This window comes from Patescibacteria group bacterium (genome assembly GCA_026417895.1).
Taxonomy (GTDB): Bacteria; Patescibacteriota; Patescibacteriia; order UBA2591; family CALHIP01; genus CALHIP01.
In genome coordinates, this window is the sequence record JAOACJ010000001.1 from 13,852 (window position 1) to 30,592 (window position 16,741).

Annotated in this window: 16 protein-coding genes, 5 tRNA genes and 1 rRNA gene; 16 read left to right on the top strand and 6 right to left on the bottom strand. The window is 34.6% G+C overall.

What is annotated here, in order from left to right; genetic code table 11:
- Nucleotides 1-2: 2 nt before the first annotated feature.
- Entirely contained in the window at nucleotides 3-1,688 is a 1,686-nt protein-coding gene (locus N2259_00075) for a GspE/PulE family protein (GenBank protein ID MCX7778644.1), read from the bottom strand.
- Between the two features lie 103 nt (nucleotides 1,689-1,791).
- Nucleotides 1,792-3,171 (bottom strand): chromosomal replication initiator protein DnaA, encoded by a 1,380-nt coding sequence (dnaA, locus tag N2259_00080; GenBank protein MCX7778645.1) that lies wholly within the window; start codon nucleotides 3,169-3,171, stop codon nucleotides 1,792-1,794.
- Between the two features lie 199 nt (nucleotides 3,172-3,370).
- On the opposite strand from dnaA, the gene rpmF reads away from it, so the two are divergent.
- From rpmF to N2259_00100, 4 genes are all read left to right on the top strand, one after another.
- A complete protein-coding gene (gene rpmF, locus N2259_00085) occupies nucleotides 3,371-3,580 on the top strand; it encodes a 50S ribosomal protein L32 (protein MCX7778646.1) in 210 nt (69 codons plus the stop codon).
- 5 nt (nucleotides 3,581-3,585) lie between these two features.
- On the top strand, nucleotides 3,586-4,053 hold the full coding sequence (nusB, locus tag N2259_00090) for a transcription antitermination factor NusB (protein ID MCX7778647.1): 468 nt from the start codon (nucleotides 3,586-3,588) through the stop codon (nucleotides 4,051-4,053).
- Between the two features lie 62 nt (nucleotides 4,054-4,115).
- Nucleotides 4,116-4,823, top strand: coding sequence for a ribonuclease III (gene rnc / locus N2259_00095; protein ID MCX7778648.1), 708 nt, complete (start codon nucleotides 4,116-4,118; stop codon nucleotides 4,821-4,823).
- Nucleotides 4,824-4,881: 58 nt separating this feature from the next.
- Complete coding sequence (locus N2259_00100; GenBank protein MCX7778649.1) at nucleotides 4,882-7,074, top strand: AAA family ATPase; 2,193 nt, start codon at nucleotides 4,882-4,884, stop codon at nucleotides 7,072-7,074.
- Here N2259_00100 and trxA read toward each other — a convergent pair.
- From trxA to N2259_00120, 4 genes are all read right to left on the bottom strand, one after another.
- Nucleotides 7,060-7,377: a thioredoxin gene (trxA, locus tag N2259_00105; protein ID MCX7778650.1), complete on the bottom strand. Its 318-nt coding sequence runs from the start codon at nucleotides 7,375-7,377 to the stop codon at nucleotides 7,060-7,062. The genes N2259_00100 and trxA overlap by 15 nt on opposite strands.
- Nucleotides 7,378-7,380: 3 nt before the next feature.
- On the bottom strand, nucleotides 7,381-7,836 hold the full coding sequence (locus N2259_00110; GenBank protein ID MCX7778651.1) for a hypothetical protein: 456 nt from the start codon (nucleotides 7,834-7,836) through the stop codon (nucleotides 7,381-7,383).
- A 28-nt stretch (nucleotides 7,837-7,864) separates the two neighbouring features.
- Nucleotides 7,865-8,629 (bottom strand): diacylglycerol kinase family protein, encoded by a 765-nt coding sequence (locus tag N2259_00115; GenBank protein MCX7778652.1) that lies wholly within the window; start codon nucleotides 8,627-8,629, stop codon nucleotides 7,865-7,867.
- Nucleotides 8,630-8,698: 69 nt separating this feature from the next.
- Complete coding sequence (locus N2259_00120) at nucleotides 8,699-9,064, bottom strand: polymer-forming cytoskeletal protein (GenBank protein ID MCX7778653.1); 366 nt, start codon at nucleotides 9,062-9,064, stop codon at nucleotides 8,699-8,701.
- A gap of 105 nt (nucleotides 9,065-9,169) precedes the next feature.
- Between N2259_00120 and N2259_00125 the strand changes: the two genes are divergently transcribed.
- The 12 genes from N2259_00125 to N2259_00180 all read left to right on the top strand — a co-directional run.
- The gene (locus N2259_00125) at nucleotides 9,170-9,355 is read left to right on the top strand and encodes a hypothetical protein (GenBank protein ID MCX7778654.1); all 186 of its coding nucleotides are present in this window, start codon (nucleotides 9,170-9,172) and stop codon (nucleotides 9,353-9,355) included.
- A gap of 13 nt (nucleotides 9,356-9,368) precedes the next feature.
- Nucleotides 9,369-9,441 (top strand) — tRNA-Arg (locus tag N2259_00130).
- Nucleotides 9,442-10,143: 702 nt separating this feature from the next.
- Nucleotides 10,144-10,214, top strand: a tRNA-Ala gene (locus N2259_00135).
- A 23-nt stretch (nucleotides 10,215-10,237) separates the two neighbouring features.
- A complete protein-coding gene (locus N2259_00140; protein MCX7778655.1) occupies nucleotides 10,238-11,809 on the top strand; it encodes an HD domain-containing protein in 1,572 nt (523 codons plus the stop codon).
- On the top strand, nucleotides 11,796-12,512 hold the full coding sequence (locus N2259_00145) for an RNA pseudouridine synthase (protein ID MCX7778656.1): 717 nt from the start codon (nucleotides 11,796-11,798) through the stop codon (nucleotides 12,510-12,512). Before N2259_00140 ends, N2259_00145 begins: the two co-directional genes overlap by 14 nt.
- A 5-nt stretch (nucleotides 12,513-12,517) precedes the next feature.
- Nucleotides 12,518-13,162 carry a cytidylate kinase family protein gene (locus tag N2259_00150; protein MCX7778657.1) on the top strand — a complete coding sequence of 215 codons (645 nt, stop codon included), beginning with the start codon at nucleotides 12,518-12,520 and terminating at the stop codon, nucleotides 13,160-13,162.
- Nucleotides 13,101-13,445 (top strand): 50S ribosomal protein L19, encoded by a 345-nt coding sequence (gene rplS / locus N2259_00155; GenBank protein ID MCX7778658.1) that lies wholly within the window; start codon nucleotides 13,101-13,103, stop codon nucleotides 13,443-13,445. The genes N2259_00150 and rplS overlap by 62 nt, the downstream gene beginning before the upstream one ends.
- A gap of 52 nt (nucleotides 13,446-13,497) precedes the next feature.
- A tRNA-Leu gene (locus N2259_00160) sits at nucleotides 13,498-13,583 on the top strand.
- A 39-nt stretch (nucleotides 13,584-13,622) separates the two neighbouring features.
- Nucleotides 13,623-13,697 (top strand) — tRNA-Ala (locus N2259_00165).
- Between the two features lie 210 nt (nucleotides 13,698-13,907).
- Nucleotides 13,908-13,989, top strand: a tRNA-Leu gene (locus tag N2259_00170).
- A 22-nt stretch (nucleotides 13,990-14,011) separates the two neighbouring features.
- Complete coding sequence (locus N2259_00175) at nucleotides 14,012-14,359, top strand: hypothetical protein (protein ID MCX7778659.1); 348 nt, start codon at nucleotides 14,012-14,014, stop codon at nucleotides 14,357-14,359.
- A 232-nt stretch (nucleotides 14,360-14,591) separates the two neighbouring features.
- Nucleotides 14,592-16,741 (top strand): 23S ribosomal RNA (locus N2259_00180); the annotation flags it as partial.

Genomic DNA, 16,741 nt, shown 5'->3' on the forward strand with positions numbered 1-16,741 from the left:
AACTACTCCGCCACTCGGAAGACCTCCTCAACACTAGTGATGCCATCTAAAGCTTTTAATAATCCATCCTGAACTAAGGTGACCATCCCTTGTTTTTTTAATACTTCACGCATCTCATATTCAGAAACGTCACCACGAAGAATTAATTTTTCGATTTCTGGTATGACAGTAAAGACCTCAAAAATACCAACCCGACCATAATAACCTAAATTTTGACAACTCTCACAACCTCGGCCATGGAAAAATTTTAATTTCTGCAAATCAATTTTTTCCTTCTCCTCTTTTGGCAAATCATTAAGAATTTTTTTAACTCGTTCTAATTTTTCTTGGTCAAGTTTAATTTCTTCCCTACAATTTTGACAAATTCTTCGCACCAATCTTTGAGCCATGGCTAGATTTAGGGCTGGTGCCAAAAGATAAGGTTTGACCCCTAAAGTTAAAAAACGAGGAATAATACCCGCCGCATCATTGGCATGGATGGTTGAAAAAACTAAATGGCCCGTCAGGGCGGCCTGAACAGCAATTTCGGCCGTCTCCTGATCACGAATTTCTCCGACCATAATGACATCAGGGTCCTGACGCATAACTGAACGAAGATTTTTAGCAAAAGTTTGACCCTTTGAATAGTCAACTTGTGTTTGAATGACACCCTTTAATTCGTATTCGATTGGTTCCTCTAAAGTGATAATTTTTATTTCTGGACTGGCTAATTTCATTAAAATAGCATAAAGAGTTGTTGATTTACCCGAACCAGTCGGTCCAGAGGTAAGAATTAAGCCATTAGGTCTTTCTATTTCTCTTTTGAAAATTTCAAAAACTCGACCACGAAAGCCAAGTTCTTCTAAAGTAATTTTAGCCGAAGAAGCCATTAAAATTCTCATCACTACTGATTCGCCAAAAGAGCTAGGTAAAGTTGAAACACGTACATCGATTTTATCGTGAGTAAGTAAAATAGAAAAACGACCGTCTTGTGGCTGGGTGGTAATATTAATTTTCAAACCAGCTAAAATCTTAAGACGAGAAATAATCAAGGGCCAAAGTCTTTTTGGTAAACTTGCCGCCTCAACCAAAATTCCATCAATTCTAAATCTCAATTTAATTTTCTCTTCCTCGGCTTCGATGTGAATATCAGAAGCACGCGACTGAAGGGCGGCGGCAATCACCATTGCTACTAAGTCAGTGAGAGGTATGTTTTGAATTTTTTCGTTTAAATCACGAAAGGTTTTAATTTCTTTTTGATAACGTTGCAAATCCTCTTCGGTAATTTCCACCGCTTTAACCCTTTTTTTCATTTTCGGCAGGGTACGATAAAGCTTGATGGCGTAATCAAAACTAATTGGCGAGATGAGATAAACCTCTATTTTTAATCCTGTCTCTTCTTTTATTTTTTCACTTAAAGAAAAAAAATCCGTTCTTTCTGGATTAAGAGTAGCTAAGCAGGCTTTTTTTTCATCGCGGTAAAAACAAATAACCTGAAGCTGTTTCGCCTCTTCTTCAGGAATCAGTCTTAAAGCTTCAGGGGCAATAGGGAATCCTTTGAGATTAAGATAAGGAAGGCCGAGAGAAAAAGCTTTCTTTTGGGTTTCATTTTCTAATTCTTTAATTTTTAACTCCTCTAATTTTTCAGAAAGTTTCTCTTGAACTTCTTCTGGGGCAATTTTCGGCTTTTGGGAATCTTGAAAATTCATACTTTGTTATTATAACAAACCTGAACAAATCTGCAAAGAAAACCGTCTCCATTTTAGATAAAGATGCGCCATTGGCAAAAATTTTACAAATCAATACCACTTCTCAGCGGTTATAAATTCTTTGTCTAATAAAATCAATTTCTTGTTTAATCCGGCCTTCTTCTTCTACTTTCTTTTTTATTTTTCGCCAGGCATGCATAGCCGTTGTATGGTCTTTCCCACCAAATTCATGACCAATTAAAGGAAAAGAAGTATCAAGTTCTTCGCGCATCAAAAACATTGCTACCTGTCGTGGCACGACCAACTCCTTTTTTCTTGAACGACTTAATAATTCATTTACTTTTAAACCATAAAATTCAGCCACGATTTGGAGTAATTCTCTTGGCGAAAGAGCGGCTCGACGTGGCGTTGCCACTAAATTCGTCACAATTTTTTTTGTTTCTTCTAAAGAAAAAGGCAGTTTATTCAACTCGTGATAGGCAATAACTTTATTGAGCGCTCCTTCTAACTGACGGACATTGCTCTGAATCTGGACGGCAATTTGTTGGAGAATTTCGCGGGGTAAAGTATAGCCCCTTTCTTTAGCTTTTTGTTCAAGAATAGCTATTCTTGTCTCTAGGTCTGGCGGCGAAATATCAACAATCATCCCACCCTCAAAACGAGAGATTAATCTTTCCTCAATAGCTGGAATAACTCTGGGCGGCCGGTCACTCGTTAAAACAATCTGACTATCTCTCTGGTGTAAGGTATTAAAGGTATGAAAAAATTCTTCTTGCACGCCATTTTTCCCAGCAAAAAATTGGACATCATCAATTAAAAAGACATCCGGTTGACGGTAATTTTTTTTGAAGAGATCAATTTTTCCTTCTCGAATAGCCTTGACAAAATCATTCATAAAACGTTCAGCGCTGACATAAAGAACTTTTTTATTTTTATTTCTTTTTAAAACTTCATGACCGATGGCTTGGAGAAGGTGGGTTTTACCTAAACCAACACCGCCATAAATGAAAAGAGGATTATATTTCTTTCCTGGATTTTGACTAACGGCTAAGCAAGCAGCGTGAGCTAATTCATTACCTTTTCCGACAATAAAATTTTCAAAAGTATAACGTGGATTGAGGCCGCGCTCATCAATTGATATTTTCGGTTCAACCTTTTCTTTTTGAATTATTTCTTCTAAACTAACAAACTTTTCCTTAGGTGCTGGCGGAGGAACTGATTCAATTTTATAAATAATTTGTTTTACTTTATTCTGAGTGATATTTTGAAGAATTTCAAAAATTTTTTTATGATATTTTTTTTCAAACCAAACCTTAGTAAACTCATTGGGTAAAGAAATAATAATTGTTTCACCATTATCTTCAATTGAAGAAATACGAGCATTTTTAAACCAAGTGACAAAATTTGCCCTACTTACCTGAAGTTCCATTTCGCCAAGAATAGTTTGCCAAAGTTTTTCTTTGCTTAATTCATGATTATTCATAGATTATTTTGATCATTTTAAATTAAATTTCTATTTTATATTATAATCAAAAAATAAAACAAAAAAATAAACTTCATAAAAAACAAAGGGATAAAATGGGGAAAAATTGTGGAAAACTTGTTTTCTTTTTATCTTTTTGTTAAAATAATTGAAACGTTTTTATTTTAAATTTTCTTTTATCAACTAATATCAACTAAAAATGGGTTTACCATCTAAAAAAAGACCAAAAAGCGAAAAAAGAAAAAGAAGGGCGGCAAAAAAAATGAAAAAGATAAACCTTTCTCCCTGTCCTCGTTGTCAAAAACCCGTCTTACCTCATCATCTTTGCTTTTTCTGTGGTACCTATCAAAATCGAGAAGTGATGCCAAAGAGAATAAAACAGCAACCAAGTCAAAAGAAAAAAGAATAATTTTTATGAACGCACGTCGTCTTGCTCGTATTCTTGCCTTCCAAACTATTTATCAATTAGATTTTTTTGGTTTTTTAGAAAAAGAAAAAGAAATTAAAAAAATGGCTGATGATATTTTTCAATATCATTGCCAGCAACTTAAACTTCCGTCTTTTGAACATCGAGATTTCGCTGAAAGGATTATTGTTGAAGTCATTAAAAATTTTAAAAAAATTAATGAAGAGCTTAAAAAATTTGCCCCTGAATGGCCAGTTGAACAGATTTCATTAGTTGATAGAAATATTTTAAGAATCGGTATAGCCGAACTTCTCTTTTTAAAAGAGACACCGGCGAAAGTTATTATTGATGAAGCCATTGAGTTGGCTAAAACTTTCGGTTCAGAAACTTCCGGTCGTTTTGTCAACGGTGTTTTAGGCGCTCTTTACGAGGAAATAAAAAATTCATCTGATAAGATATCAGGAACAAATAGTTGAGTGATCAAATCTCAACTCTTATTATTTTTTTATTTTACTAACCTCTAAAATTTTAAATAATGATGACCAAAGATTTGGAAAAATTAGAGAAACGATTGAAAATCAAGTTTAAAAACAGAGATTTGCTCCAGCAGGCTTTAATCCATCGTTCTTATTTAAACGAACATCCAGAAGTGAAAATTTCTCATAATGAAAGATTAGAATTTTTAGGCGACGCCATTATTGAATTTATTGTCACTGAATTTCTTTATAAAAATTATCAAGCCTCAGAAGGAACCTTGACCTCTTGGCGTGCCAGTTTAGTCAATATGAAAATACTGGCCCAGGTGGCAAAAAAAATAAACCTAGATAAATATTTATATTTAAGTCGAGGTGAATTTTTCTCTTCATCAGATAAGGCAAAGATGACTATTTTAGCCGATGCCTTTGAAGCATTGATTGGTGCTATTTATTTAGACCAAGGATTAAAAAAGACCAAAGAATTTATTAAAAAAACAATTATTGCTCGATTGAACTTCATTTTGAAACATAAACTGTATGAAGATGCCAAAAGCAAATTTCAAGAATTAATTCAAGCTAAACTTAAAATTACCCCCACTTATCAAGTGATTCAAGAAAAGGGGCCAGATCATGCCAAAGAATTTGTCGTTGGTCTCTTTTTAAGAGAAAAAATAATTGCTCAGGGGAGGGGGAGGAGTAAACAAGAAGCAGAAATTGAGGCTGCTCAAAAGGCCTTGAAAAAGTATAAAAAAATAATTTCAAATTTTTAATTTAATTCTCAATTATTATTTTTTCCGCCATCGGGCAGATTAAATTGAAAATTTTATTATGTATCTTGAAAAAATAGAAATTTTTGGTTTTAAGTCTTTTGGTCAGCGCGTCAAGCTAAAATTTACTAAAGGAATTGCTTGTCTTATTGGTCCAAATGGAGTTGGCAAGTCAAATTTTGTTGAAGCCATCCGTTGGGCTTTAGGCGAGCAAAGTTTAAAAACTATTAGAAGTAGAAAGAGTGAAGATATTATTTTCTCTGGCCGACAAAAAAGACTTAATTTTGCCGAAGTCTTTCTTTATTTAAAAAATGAAAATAGTCATCTCCAATCATCTTTCCAAGAATTAGTAGTAGGCAGAAAAATTTTTAGAAATGGCGAAAACGAATATTTCATCAATGGGGAAAAAGTACGATTACAAGACATCATTTTCACGGTTAGTAAAGCGAATTTTGGCTTAAAAAGTTATTCGGTCATTGGTCAGGGGATGGTTGATTCTATTCTTTATTCTTCACCTCTAGAACGGAGAGAATTTTTTGCTGAAGCAACCGGTATTAAAAAATATCAACTGAAAAGAAAAGAGGCAGTGATTAAACTTAAAAAGAGTCAAGAAAACCTTAGACAAGCTTTAGTGGCTCTTAAGGAAGTTGAACCGAGAATGCATTTTCTGACAAGACAAATTAGAAAATTAGCCAAGCGACAAAAAATAGAAAAGGATTTGTTTGAACAACAGAGAAAATATTACGGTTCTAAAAAGTTTAGATTAGAAAAAGAGGAAGCTGAGTTAAAAAAAGAAGTAGTAAAGAAAAAAGAAGAAGTTAATAAAAAACTACAAGAACTCAAGGCATTTCAAGAAAAGATAAATTTTTTTTCTTCTGATCAAAGCAGTTTAAAATTTAATCAGCTACAAAAAGAATATCAAGCCTCTTTAGAGAAAAGAAAAAAAATAATGGAAACTATTTCTGTTTTAAAGACAGAAATGATTTTTAAATCTAGTAAAAACGAAACCCTTGAAGCGCAGAGGAAATTAAAAGAAATAGAATTAACCTTAGAAGATATTTTAATTGAGCAAGAAAATTTGATGACTAGACTAGGGCAAATAAAAAAAATAGAAGAAATAAAAGAGATTCAACAAAATTTTCTTAAGATAATTGAAAAAACAAAATTGTTATTAAATATTCTTCAAGAAAAAAAATGCTCCCCTTCTCCACAACTTAAAATTGTTGAAGAGGATTTAAAATTTCTTGAAGAAAAGATAAAAAAACTGGAAATAGACCTCGCTCAAATTTTAAAGGAAGAAGAAGACAAAAGAAAAGAAGTTATTAGACAACAAAAAGAAATACAAAGAATACAAGACTCTTTTACCCAACTCAACCTCTCTTTAAAAGAAAAGGAAATAGAATTGGCAAAATTAGAGACAAAAAAAGAAGATTTAAAAGAAGAGATAAAAAGAGACTGTTTCGATCAACAAATTTTGACTGTCTTAGAGAACAAATTATTAAGTCCGGCTGAAGAAGAAGAAGCTTTCCTTAAAATTAAAAAGTTGAAACATCAATTGGAGATGATTGAAGCGATTGATCCAAACATTGCTCAAGAATATGAAGAATGCTTGCAGAGATATAATTTTTTATCATCGCAAATAAATGACCTAAACAAAGCTATTAATTCTCTTGAGAAAATTAAAAAAACATTGGATGGGAAAATCAAGCAAGAATTTTTATCCAATTTTAATAAAATTAATCATGAATTCGAAAAATATTTTAAAATTTTATTTAAAGGCGGTCTAGCCAAATTAGTTCTGCGAGAAAAAGGAAAAAAGGAAAATGAACCATTAAATAAAGATCAAAATAATTTAGCCATTCAGGAAAGTCAAGAAGAATTTTTATCGGAAAAAGATGAAGAAGAAAAAGAAGATTGGTTTATTGAAATTTTCGCTCGACCACCCGGCAAAAAAATCAAAACCTTAGAGACTCTCTCTGGAGGAGAAAGGGCATTGACCTCACTGGCCTTGATTTTTGCTATTCTTAAAATAAAAAACCCTCCTTTCGTTGTTTTAGACGAGGTTGACGCAGCTTTAGACGAAATCAATTCTTTGCGTTTTGCAGAAATTATTAAAAATTTAGCCAAAAAAATTCAATTTATTATTATTACCCACAACAATACCATCATGGAAATCGCCGATTTTGTTTATGGTCTAACAATGAAAGCTGACAATATCACTCATTTGGTTTCTTTGAAATTAGAAAAGGTCTAAAATTTTTTCTAATTCTTCTTGACGGCGAAGGCCGACGATTCTTTTTCTTTCTTGGCCGTCTTGAAAAATAATCAGAGTTGGGACACTCATCACGCCATATTCTGAAGCAATCTTTTCGCCAACCTCGATGTTGAGTTTGGCGATTTTAATTTTTTGATGATATTTTTTACTTAATTCTTCCAAAATCGGGTTTAACATTTGACAAGGTAAACACCAGTCTGCATAGAAATCAACTAAAACCGGTTTTTTACTTTCTAAAACTTCGGTTTTAAAATTTTGAGGATTGATGATAAAGGGGGTCATTTTTTATTTTTTTAAAAAATCCTTTAAAACTGCGCTATGTAATAATTTCTCTTCAGCTGCTTTGCGATAAATTTTTAATTTCTGAAAAATTTGCCATTCTAAAGAGGATTGATTGGGTGGACCACAATATCTAAAAAATTTTTGTTTTTCCTTATCTAAACCAAAATTCTGAATAAAGTCTCCTTTAATTTCCTGATCAGGCGGAATTTCTTCTAGAAAATTAAATTCTTTACTGGCCAAAATAATTGCTATATTAAAGTCTGTCGGATTAAAATTCTTTTTTCGATAAAGTTGCCCTAGCTTGCCAAAAAAATATTTTTTCATCCATTCTCTCCTTCCCTTTTTATCTTTTTGTATTCTTTTTAAATCAGCTGCTTCTTCTTGTTTCGCCTCAATCCATTCATCACTGATACCCATTTTTTTCATTTCTTCTTCTGAGAATGATGATTTTTCCTTCATAAAACTAATATTAAATTTTTAATTTATTTTAAAATTTTCTTTCTTTACCAACAATAACCTTTAAAGAACTTGGAACAACCTCTATTTCTAAAGGCGTCTTTAAAACTCGCCAACCATCAACTAAAACAGGCACTTCCTTTTTCTTTTTTGGCGATTCAACATTTATCTTTTTAAACAAGAAAAAACTATTTATTATTTTTTCCTGTGAAAATTTGAAAAAAGAAAGGAAAGAAGAAATCGGTTTTTGAAAAATAACTTCAACAAAATTATCTTTCGGATTACTAACCCCTTTGCCGTCTAAAAGAGAATCAAGATTAGAAATTTTAATTTCATCAATCTGAGAGAAGGGGAAGATGGTATAACTAGGTGTTTTTAAAATAATTTTCGCTGTCTTAATTTGAACCGAAGAGAGAAAGAAATAATGATTGATCCTAGCCGAATCTATATTTTCGACTAACCGAGCTGAAATGACTTCGCAAGCTAATTCATTTTTTGGTAGACCAAGAATTTTTGCTAATTTCGTCTCCTCGTTAATAGGAATAAAGCCTAAAACAACACCGGAATTAACCATGGCACTGGCTGCTTGACAGAATGTTTTATCATTGCCGACAACGACAATTGTTTCAACCCCCCTTTTAATTGCTTCTTTAATAATTTCTTCGATGCTTTCTAAAATCGTGAGACGAATGATTCGACCAGAAATTTCTAGATCCGTAATCCTTGTCTCAATTTTGTCAAGAATTTTTTTATATTTTTTCTTAACCAAAAAAGAGTCAAAAATGTAAAGATACATAAAAGTTAAATTCAAAAGTCAAAATTCAAACTCAGCTGACTGGCAAGACTATTATTAATTGGTGACTATTTATTCCTCAACTATCTTTTTAGTTCCCATCACACATTGGCCATTAAAAACAACACCCTCTTCTACAGAAAGAGATTGACATTCAATGTTGCCCAAAACTTTGGCTGAATTAATTAGTTTAACTGTTTCGGTCGCCTTAACGTTACCTTTAATTTCACCGGCAATGATAACATTTTGCGCCACAACGTCAGCCTCAATGAAAGCTCCTTCTTCCACTTTTAAATCGTTTTTGGTCGTAATTGAACCCTTGACCTGACCCCTAACGATAACATTTCCTTCACCAACAAAGTTTCCTTCCACTCTGACACCTTGACCAATAATTGTTTCCCCATCGGTTATTGGTTTTGGTTTATTTTCTTTAAACATAAAGAGACGGTTTATTGATTAATTATAAATCATAGACAATTTTTGAGCAAGAGTCAAATTGATAAAACAATTGACAGAACAGTCTAAAATAGATAAACTAAAAATATGAAGCAAGATACCAAAAAAGAAGAGCCAGTTGTTGATTATCCTTATTTAAAGAAAGATTTATTTAATGTTTTGATTGTTAGTGGAACAATTCTATTGTTGATGTTTTGTCTTTTTTTCTTAGATCAACAGACTGGTTTTATTTCAAAAATTAGTTCTCGTTTGATAGAAACTTTAATTAAATAATGTTTTTCTAAAAGCCTCTGTAGCTCAAAAGGAAAGAGCCCCGCACTCCTAAGGCGGAGATACAGGTTCGATTCCTGTCAGAGGCATAATAAAATTTAATAATATGGAAGAAAAATATTTTCATCCAGAATATTTAAATTCACGAAAAAAAATTGTCCAAGAATTAAAAGAAATGTCAGAAAAAGAGTTGCCGCTACCAGAAGAAAATTGGGGATTAATTTAGGTTCTCTCTGGTCCGGAAATTACCTTCGAGGACGAAGCAGCCGAAGGTCGATTTAACCAAACCAAACAGAGATTTTTAACTGGTCTAGAGGTCGCTAAAAGAGTAACAGCTATTCGATTGAAAAAAAAGATTGAAGAGGTTACCTTAATCGATATTAGGGAAAATGCCCCGTCCATCTATTTCAACGGTAGGAAAGAACATAATGAATATTTAAAAACAATTTGTCAGAGAGGAGCGATAGAAAAAAATTTAATTTTCCAGCTGAGAAAATAATTGTTACGACAAATGAAAATATTCAGAACACCAAAGACCAATTTGAAGATTTTCCAATAAATTTAGTTAGTCAAAAAGATAAAATTGTGATTATATCCGATCTATATCATTTACCACGAGTAAAAAGACCTTGTCTTCGTTTTTTTCTAAACTACCATTTAAAAAAAATGTCCTTTATCCAAGTCAGCCTCAAAGTCTACCGATCAAGGCTACTTTGCGCGAAATAAGAAAAATTTATCCTCTTTAGCAAAGAGGTGAATTGCCCGAAGATTGAGATAGTAAGCAACTAAAAGGGCTCATAGGTAAATGGTATACCGCACCCTTCGCATGGGTGAGTTCCGAGTTCGATTCTCGGTGAGTCCATAATTGATTTTTATAGCTTAATTATGAAAATAAATTTAGAAAAGATCAAAAAAGCCTTAAATAAGGAGAACTTTTTTTCTTTATTGAAAAAACTTATCAAAAAATTTCCTCAGGCCGAAATATATTTAGTTGGCGGGGCGGTTAGAGATCTAATTTTGGAAAGAAAAACAAGAGATTTTGATTTTGTTGTCCGAAAAGTTCCGGCAGAAGATTTAGAAAATTTTCTCGCCTCTTTTGGCAAGGTGAATTCGGTCGGCAAGGCTTTTAGCGTTTTTAAGTTTGTTCCTAAAAATGGTGACCCTCACAATCCCATTGATTTTGCTTTGCCGCGCAAAGAACATGCCTTTGGTACCGGTGGTTACAAGGATGTTGTTGTTAAATCTGACCCAAAAATGCCGATTAAAGAAGATCTTTCTCGACGTGATTTCACGATTAATGCTATCGCCCTCAAATTTTCAAAATTAGAACCTCTCAAATTTAAAATTATTGACCCTTTCCAAGGAAGACTTGATTTAAAGAAAAAAATTGTTCGGACCGTTGGTCAAGCAGAAACGAGGTTTAAAGAAGACTATTCACGAATGTTAAGAGCCATTAGATTTTCAGTAGAATTAAATTTTCAAATTGAAGAGAGAACGAGCCAGATTCTTAAAAAGGAAATCAAGCATCTTAATGATTTAGAAATTATTCCTAAAATGGTTGAAAGAGGCTATTCTTCTGAACAAGAAGTAGAAGAAAAAAGAATTGTTCCATATGAAGTGATAGCTAAAGAATTTTTAAAATCCCTCCGAGCACAAGCGGTAGAAACTTTTGATCTCTATGATGAATTCAATGTCTGGCAGGAAATTATTCCAGAAATGTTAAAGATGAAAAACTGCCCCCAGCCAAAAGAATTTCACTCAGAAGGAGATGTTTGGACTCATACCCGTTTGGCCTTGACTAAACTTTATACTCAAGAATTTAAAAAAGAATTTGGTCAAGAACCACTTTCTTTAGAATTAATTCTAGCCGTCCTCTTTCATGATTTGGGCAAACCATATACAATACAAACCCCAGAAAAAGATGGTGTTAGCAGAATTCGTTTCCATGAACATGATTCGGTGGGAGCTAATTTGACCAAAAAAATTTGTCAACGCCTCCGTCTTTCCAGTCCGGAAGATGTTGGAGTAGAAACAGATAAAATTGTCTGGTTAGTTCAAAATCACATGATTCTAGTAGCCGGTGATATTTCAAAAATGCGACCAGGGACAATTGAAAAATATTTTTTTCATCCTCGATATTCTGGAAATGATTTATTAAAACTTTCTTTTGTTGATATTGCCGCAACAATTTTAGAAACAGGCAAGCCAAATTTTACTAATTTTTATCAGATGAAAAAAAGAATCAAAGAAATAAAAAATCTTTCTCAGACTAAAAAAGAATTACCACCACCTCTTTTAGATGGTCATGAAATTATGGAAAAATTTGGCTTCCCTCCCGGTCCAGCCATTGGTCGATTTTTAGAAAAATTAAGAGAAAAACAGTTGGCTAAGAAAATAAAAACCAAAGAAGAAGCCCTGGCTTATTTAGCCAAAATAATTAAAAATGAAAAATCTTGACAAAGAAGAAAATTTTAATAAAATAAAAATAATTTTTGAAAATAAAGATTTTTTAGTTCTCAATAAACCGGCCGGTTTATTAGTTCAACCGGTCAAAGAAATGGGCGAGAAGACTTTAATTGATTGGCTTTTAAAATTTCGACCGGAAATAAAAGAGATTGGTGGAGATAAACTCCGGCCCGGCCTTGTCCATCGACTTGACCAAGAAGTTTCCGGATTAATGGTCATAGCCAAAACTCAAGAATTTTTTGAATGGATTAAAAATCAGTTTAAAGACCATCAAGTTAAAAAAGAATATCTTGCTTTAGTTCATGGTCAACCGGCAAAGAGAAAAAACTTTATTATTCTTCCTCTGACTAAAATTAAGGGAGCAACTACCCTCGCCCGTCGAATTAATTTAGAAAGAATTAAAGAAGCCTGGACAGAATATGAAGTCTTGAAAACATTTCAAAAATTTTCTCTTTTAAAAATTAAAACAAAAACTGGCCGAACACATCAAATTCGCGTTCATTTAAAAAGTATTGGTCACCCGATCGTTGGAGATCGAAAATATAAAATCAAAAGACAAAAAATTATTCATTTAGATCAAAGAATTTTTCTTCATGCTTTTAAATTGGGGTTTTTTGATTTTTCAAAAAGGTGGCAAGAATTTCAAATCGATTTACCTGAAGAATTAAAAAATTTTTTAGAAAAAATAGAATAGAAATTGTGGGAACTTATATTAAATCATTAAAAAAATTTGAGAAACCTAGTAAAAAAAGGGGGTTAACCATCACAGTCGCTGGTCTTTCCGGCGCTGGTAAAAGTACTGTGGCTGAAATCATTGCTTCAAGTTTTAGATTAAAAATTTTCAATGCCGGAGACATCGAGAGAAAATTTGCCAAAAAAAAGAAGATTTCTCTGCTTCAAGCGACAATTATTCGACCAAAAAGACTAGATTATGAAATGGACAAAACTCTAATCAGGTTAGCCATTAAGGGTAATTATGTTCTTGTTGGTCGTCTTTCGGGTTGGGTAGCTGGCGATTGGGCTGATTGTCGAATCTATGTTCAATGCCAGAAAAAAATAAGAGCGAAGAGAATGGCCAAAAGAGATCATTTAACTTTTAGAGAGGCATTAAGAAAAATTACACAAAGAGACAGAGGGGACCAGAAAAGATATTGGCAGCTTTATAAAATTAATCTCAAAGAAAAGAAAATTTATCATCTTTTTATTAACAATACCCAACCAACATTAAGAGAATTAAAAAAACAAGTTTTAAAAAAATTAAAAAATTTTTTAGAAGAAAAATATGAAAATAAAAACCGAAGAAATAAAACCAGGTTTTTTAGTAAAAGTGCATCAAAAAATTAAGGAATTAGATGCCAAGGGACAACCGAAAGAAAGAATTCAGGTCTTTGAAGGAATGGTTATTGCCCGACGAGGTGGTAATACTGCTGGGGCTACTTTTACAGTTCGAAAAATTGGCGCTGATGGGATTGGTATTGAAAAAATTTATCCCATTCATTTGCCCACAATTGTCAAGATAGAGGTTTTAAAGCAACACAAAGTCAAAAGAGCAAAATTATATTATTTAAGAAATTACAAAAAGAAGCTGAAAGAAATCAAAGAAACGAAAGGTCCTCATAATCAATAATATTTTTACATCGAGAAAGAGGATATTTATAGTTTAAAATTTAACCGCCAGTGCCCAGGTGGCGAAATTGGTACACGCACAAGGCTGAGGACCTTGGTCCGGTTTTCGGACATGCGGGTTCGAGTCCCGCCCTGGGCATGTTTCTTTCGCTTAAAATTAAAAATTAGAAATTTATCTGGGCCGGTAGCTCAGTTGGTTTAGAGCGCTACGATGGCATCGTAGAGGTCGTGGGTTCAAATCCCATCCGGTCCATTTTACTCTCTACTTTTCGTTGAGAGTTTTTTGTTTTTATGCGATAATAAATGTAATAATTTTGCAAATTTTATTGGATTAATTTATAAAGATTAATATGGATTTTTCCTTCTTTGTTAGACAATTTATCGGTTTAAATTTTCTAGCAAAGAATGGCCCCCTTTTAAACTCTTGTTAAAATAGTTAATTTTTATAAAATTTGATTAACAAGCCCTCGTGGCGGAACTGGCATACGCGTGTGGCTTAGGACCACATCCCGTAAGGGTTGCAGGTTCAAATCCTGCCGAGGGCAAAGAAAATCTTCTATTTTAAAAATGATCTCAAAATATAAAATTATTCTTCTTACGGTTATAACTATTTTTGGTTTGCTTTTAAATTACGAAGAAAAAATTGATTCTCGTCAAATAATTTTTCCTTCCGTTAGTAATCTTAGACTGGCTTTTATTGCTCTTGATAGAAACAGTCAGTTGCTTTTTCAGTCAAATTCTTGGGGCTATCCCTTTCCCTACTGGTCAAAAAATGAATTTAATTTAAAATTTTTGTTTTTTGATTTAATTTTTTATTTCAGTATCTGGTTAATAATTCTTTTTGTTATTTGGCTGATTGGTGCCTTCAGAAGATTACAAGAACGGCGGATTAAGCCACCTAAATTTAAGTTTTGAGTTATCCACACCCTTACTTGACTTTTTTGATTTTTCATTTTATAATCTTTCTCGAAGAAAGAAATAAAATGCTTAGGCGATCAAAAAACCAAATTTTCGAAAAACCAAGCGGTTGATTTTGGTTGTTTTTAGCGACAAAAACCGCTTGGATAAGCGGTTTTTTTTGATTCTAAAAAATTGTTCTTTGACAATTTAAATAATTTAAATAATTAAAATAAGGTCTTGTATGGGTCCTGATTGAAGCTACGGCACATGGTGGATGCCTTGGCACTGAGAGGCGATGAAGGACGTAGCAGCCTGCGATAAGCTCCGGGGAGGTGGCAAGCAACCTGTGATCCGGAGATTTCCGAATGGGGAAACCCAACGCGATCTCAAATCGCGTTATCCCTCTATCAAATTGATAGAGAGGAGGCGAACCTGGGGAAGTGAAACATCTCAGTACCCAGAGGAAAAGAAAAGAAATTGCCTCACAAATTTTAACCTTAAACTATAAACTTTAAATTTTTATTTATTGTTTATAGTTTATCGTTTAAAGTTGTGGGGTAAACATTCCCTAAGTAGTGGCGAGCGAAAGGGGAAGAGCCTAAATCATATCAAAACTTTCTCTCTAAAAGAGAAAACTGTCTGAGCAGTGATGTTTTGATATGAGGTTGTGAGAAATCATCGTCTTAGAACTCAGATTCTAAGAGGTAGCAAAATTCTTTTAGAAGAACAGTTTGGAATAACTGGCCAAAGAAGGTGAAAGCCCTGTATTCGAAAAAAGAATTTTGTGCCAGATGATTTTCTCGAGTAGGTCGATGAAAAGGTAACGTCGACTGAATCAAGGAGAACTATCTCCTAAGGCTAAATACTCCTCAGTGACCGATAGTGAACTAGTACCGTGAGGGAAAGGTGAAAAGTAGGCCGGTGAGGCCGTTGAAAAGTACCTGAAACCATGTGCTAACAAAGAGTCAGCGCCCCGCCTTGGCGGGGTTATGGCGTTCCTATTGAAGAATGAGCCAGCGAGTTCAAGTACAGAGCTTAGTCTAAGGGGATTGACCCCCCGGAGGCGTAGCGAAAGCGAGTGTTAAAAGCGCGATTTGCTCTGTACTTGAGACCCGAAGCCGGGTGAGCTACCCATGGCCAGGGTGAACTCCGGTGAAAATCGGAGGGAGGCCCGAACCCGTTAGTCGTGTAAAGCTATGGGAAGAGCTGTGGGTAGGGGTGAAATGCCTATCGAACTCGGGGATAGCTGGTACTCCCCGAAATAGCTGTAGGGCTAGCCTCGACGTGGGACTCGGTGGTAGAGCACTGAATAGATTAAGGTGGAGTAATCCTACTTAATCTAATCAAACTCCGAATACCGATCATCCTCTACGTCGGGAGTCAGTCCATGGGGGCTAAGCTCCATGTGACAAAAGGGGAACAGCCCAGATCTTTATCTAAGGTCCCTAAATTTAGGCTAAGTGTAAAAAGTGGTAAAATGACTTAGACAACCAGGAGGTAGGCTTAGAAGCAGCCATCCTTTTAAGAAAGCGTAATAGCTCACTGGTCAAGTCATTTTGCGCTGAAAATTTACCGGGGCTTAAGCCTAATACCGAAGATAAGAAACTTTGTTTTTATACAAAGTTGGTAGGGGAGCATCCTGACTGCGGTGAAGTCAAACCGCAAGGTTTGGTGGAGTAGTCAGGAGAGAGAATGCTGGCATAAGTAGCAAGACTAGGGATGAAAAATCCCTTCGCCGAAAGTCCAAGGTTTCTTCCGCAACGATAATCGTCGGGAGGTTAGGCGGTCCTAAGGCGAACCCGAAAGGGCTAGCTGATGGATAGCCGGTTAATATTCCGGCCCCTAAGCACTTTTCCAATGGAGTGACGCTTCCTCCTATTCCGAGCGGAATCTGGCTATTTCCGTCTAAGTAAGGAATGGGTTAGTCAGGTAAATCCGATTGACAAAAGTTCCTTACGAATGAAACCTCGTTAAGAGGAATTCGGAAGTCGAGGGAGTCAAGAAAAACTTCTAGGAGTTAAAAAGTGCTTAGACCGTACCGCAAACCAACACAGGTGGACGGGCAGAGAATGCTCAGGCGAATGAGAGAACCCTCGTTAAGGAACTCGGCAAAAAAGCGGCCGTAAGTTCGCAATAAGGCCTTCCGCCTTAGAGGCGGACGCAGCGAAAGTTTCTCACGCGACTGTTTACCAAAAACACAGGTCTCCGCACAAAGCGAAAGCTGAAGTATGGGGGCTGATGCCTGGCCAGTGTCAGAAGGTTAAGGGGAGAGGTGAACCTCACTTTTGTGAGGGGAGCTTTGAACCTAAGCCCTGATGAACGCCGGCGGTAACTATAACCGTCCTATGGTAGCGTAATCCCTTGCCGGGTGAGTTCCGGCCTGCACGAATGGCATAA

Bases quoted from the DNA above. Each gene is read 5' to 3' on its own strand.
- N2259_00075 (MCX7778644.1), bottom strand. From the start codon at position 1,688: ATGAATTTTCAAGATTCCCAAAAGCCGAAAATTGCCCCAGAAGAAGTT.
- dnaA (MCX7778645.1), bottom strand. From the start codon at position 3,171: ATGAATAATCATGAATTAAGCAAAGAAAAACTTTGGCAAACTATTCTT.
- rpmF (MCX7778646.1), top strand. From the start codon at position 3,371: ATGGGTTTACCATCTAAAAAAAGACCAAAAAGCGAAAAAAGAAAAAGA.
- nusB (MCX7778647.1), top strand. From the start codon at position 3,586: ATGAACGCACGTCGTCTTGCTCGTATTCTTGCCTTCCAAACTATTTAT.
- rnc (MCX7778648.1), top strand. From the start codon at position 4,116: ATGACCAAAGATTTGGAAAAATTAGAGAAACGATTGAAAATCAAGTTT.
- N2259_00100 (MCX7778649.1), top strand. From the start codon at position 4,882: ATGTATCTTGAAAAAATAGAAATTTTTGGTTTTAAGTCTTTTGGTCAG.
- trxA (MCX7778650.1), bottom strand. From the start codon at position 7,377: ATGACCCCCTTTATCATCAATCCTCAAAATTTTAAAACCGAAGTTTTA.
- N2259_00110 (MCX7778651.1), bottom strand. From the start codon at position 7,836: ATGAAGGAAAAATCATCATTCTCAGAAGAAGAAATGAAAAAAATGGGT.
- N2259_00115 (MCX7778652.1), bottom strand. From the start codon at position 8,629: ATGTATCTTTACATTTTTGACTCTTTTTTGGTTAAGAAAAAATATAAA.
- N2259_00120 (MCX7778653.1), bottom strand. From the start codon at position 9,064: ATGTTTAAAGAAAATAAACCAAAACCAATAACCGATGGGGAAACAATT.
- N2259_00125 (MCX7778654.1), top strand. From the start codon at position 9,170: ATGAAGCAAGATACCAAAAAAGAAGAGCCAGTTGTTGATTATCCTTAT.
- N2259_00140 (MCX7778655.1), top strand. From the start codon at position 10,238: ATGAAAATAAATTTAGAAAAGATCAAAAAAGCCTTAAATAAGGAGAAC.
- N2259_00145 (MCX7778656.1), top strand. From the start codon at position 11,796: ATGAAAAATCTTGACAAAGAAGAAAATTTTAATAAAATAAAAATAATT.
- rplS (MCX7778658.1), top strand. From the start codon at position 13,101: ATGAAAATAAAAACCGAAGAAATAAAACCAGGTTTTTTAGTAAAAGTG.
- N2259_00175 (MCX7778659.1), top strand. From the start codon at position 14,012: ATGATCTCAAAATATAAAATTATTCTTCTTACGGTTATAACTATTTTT.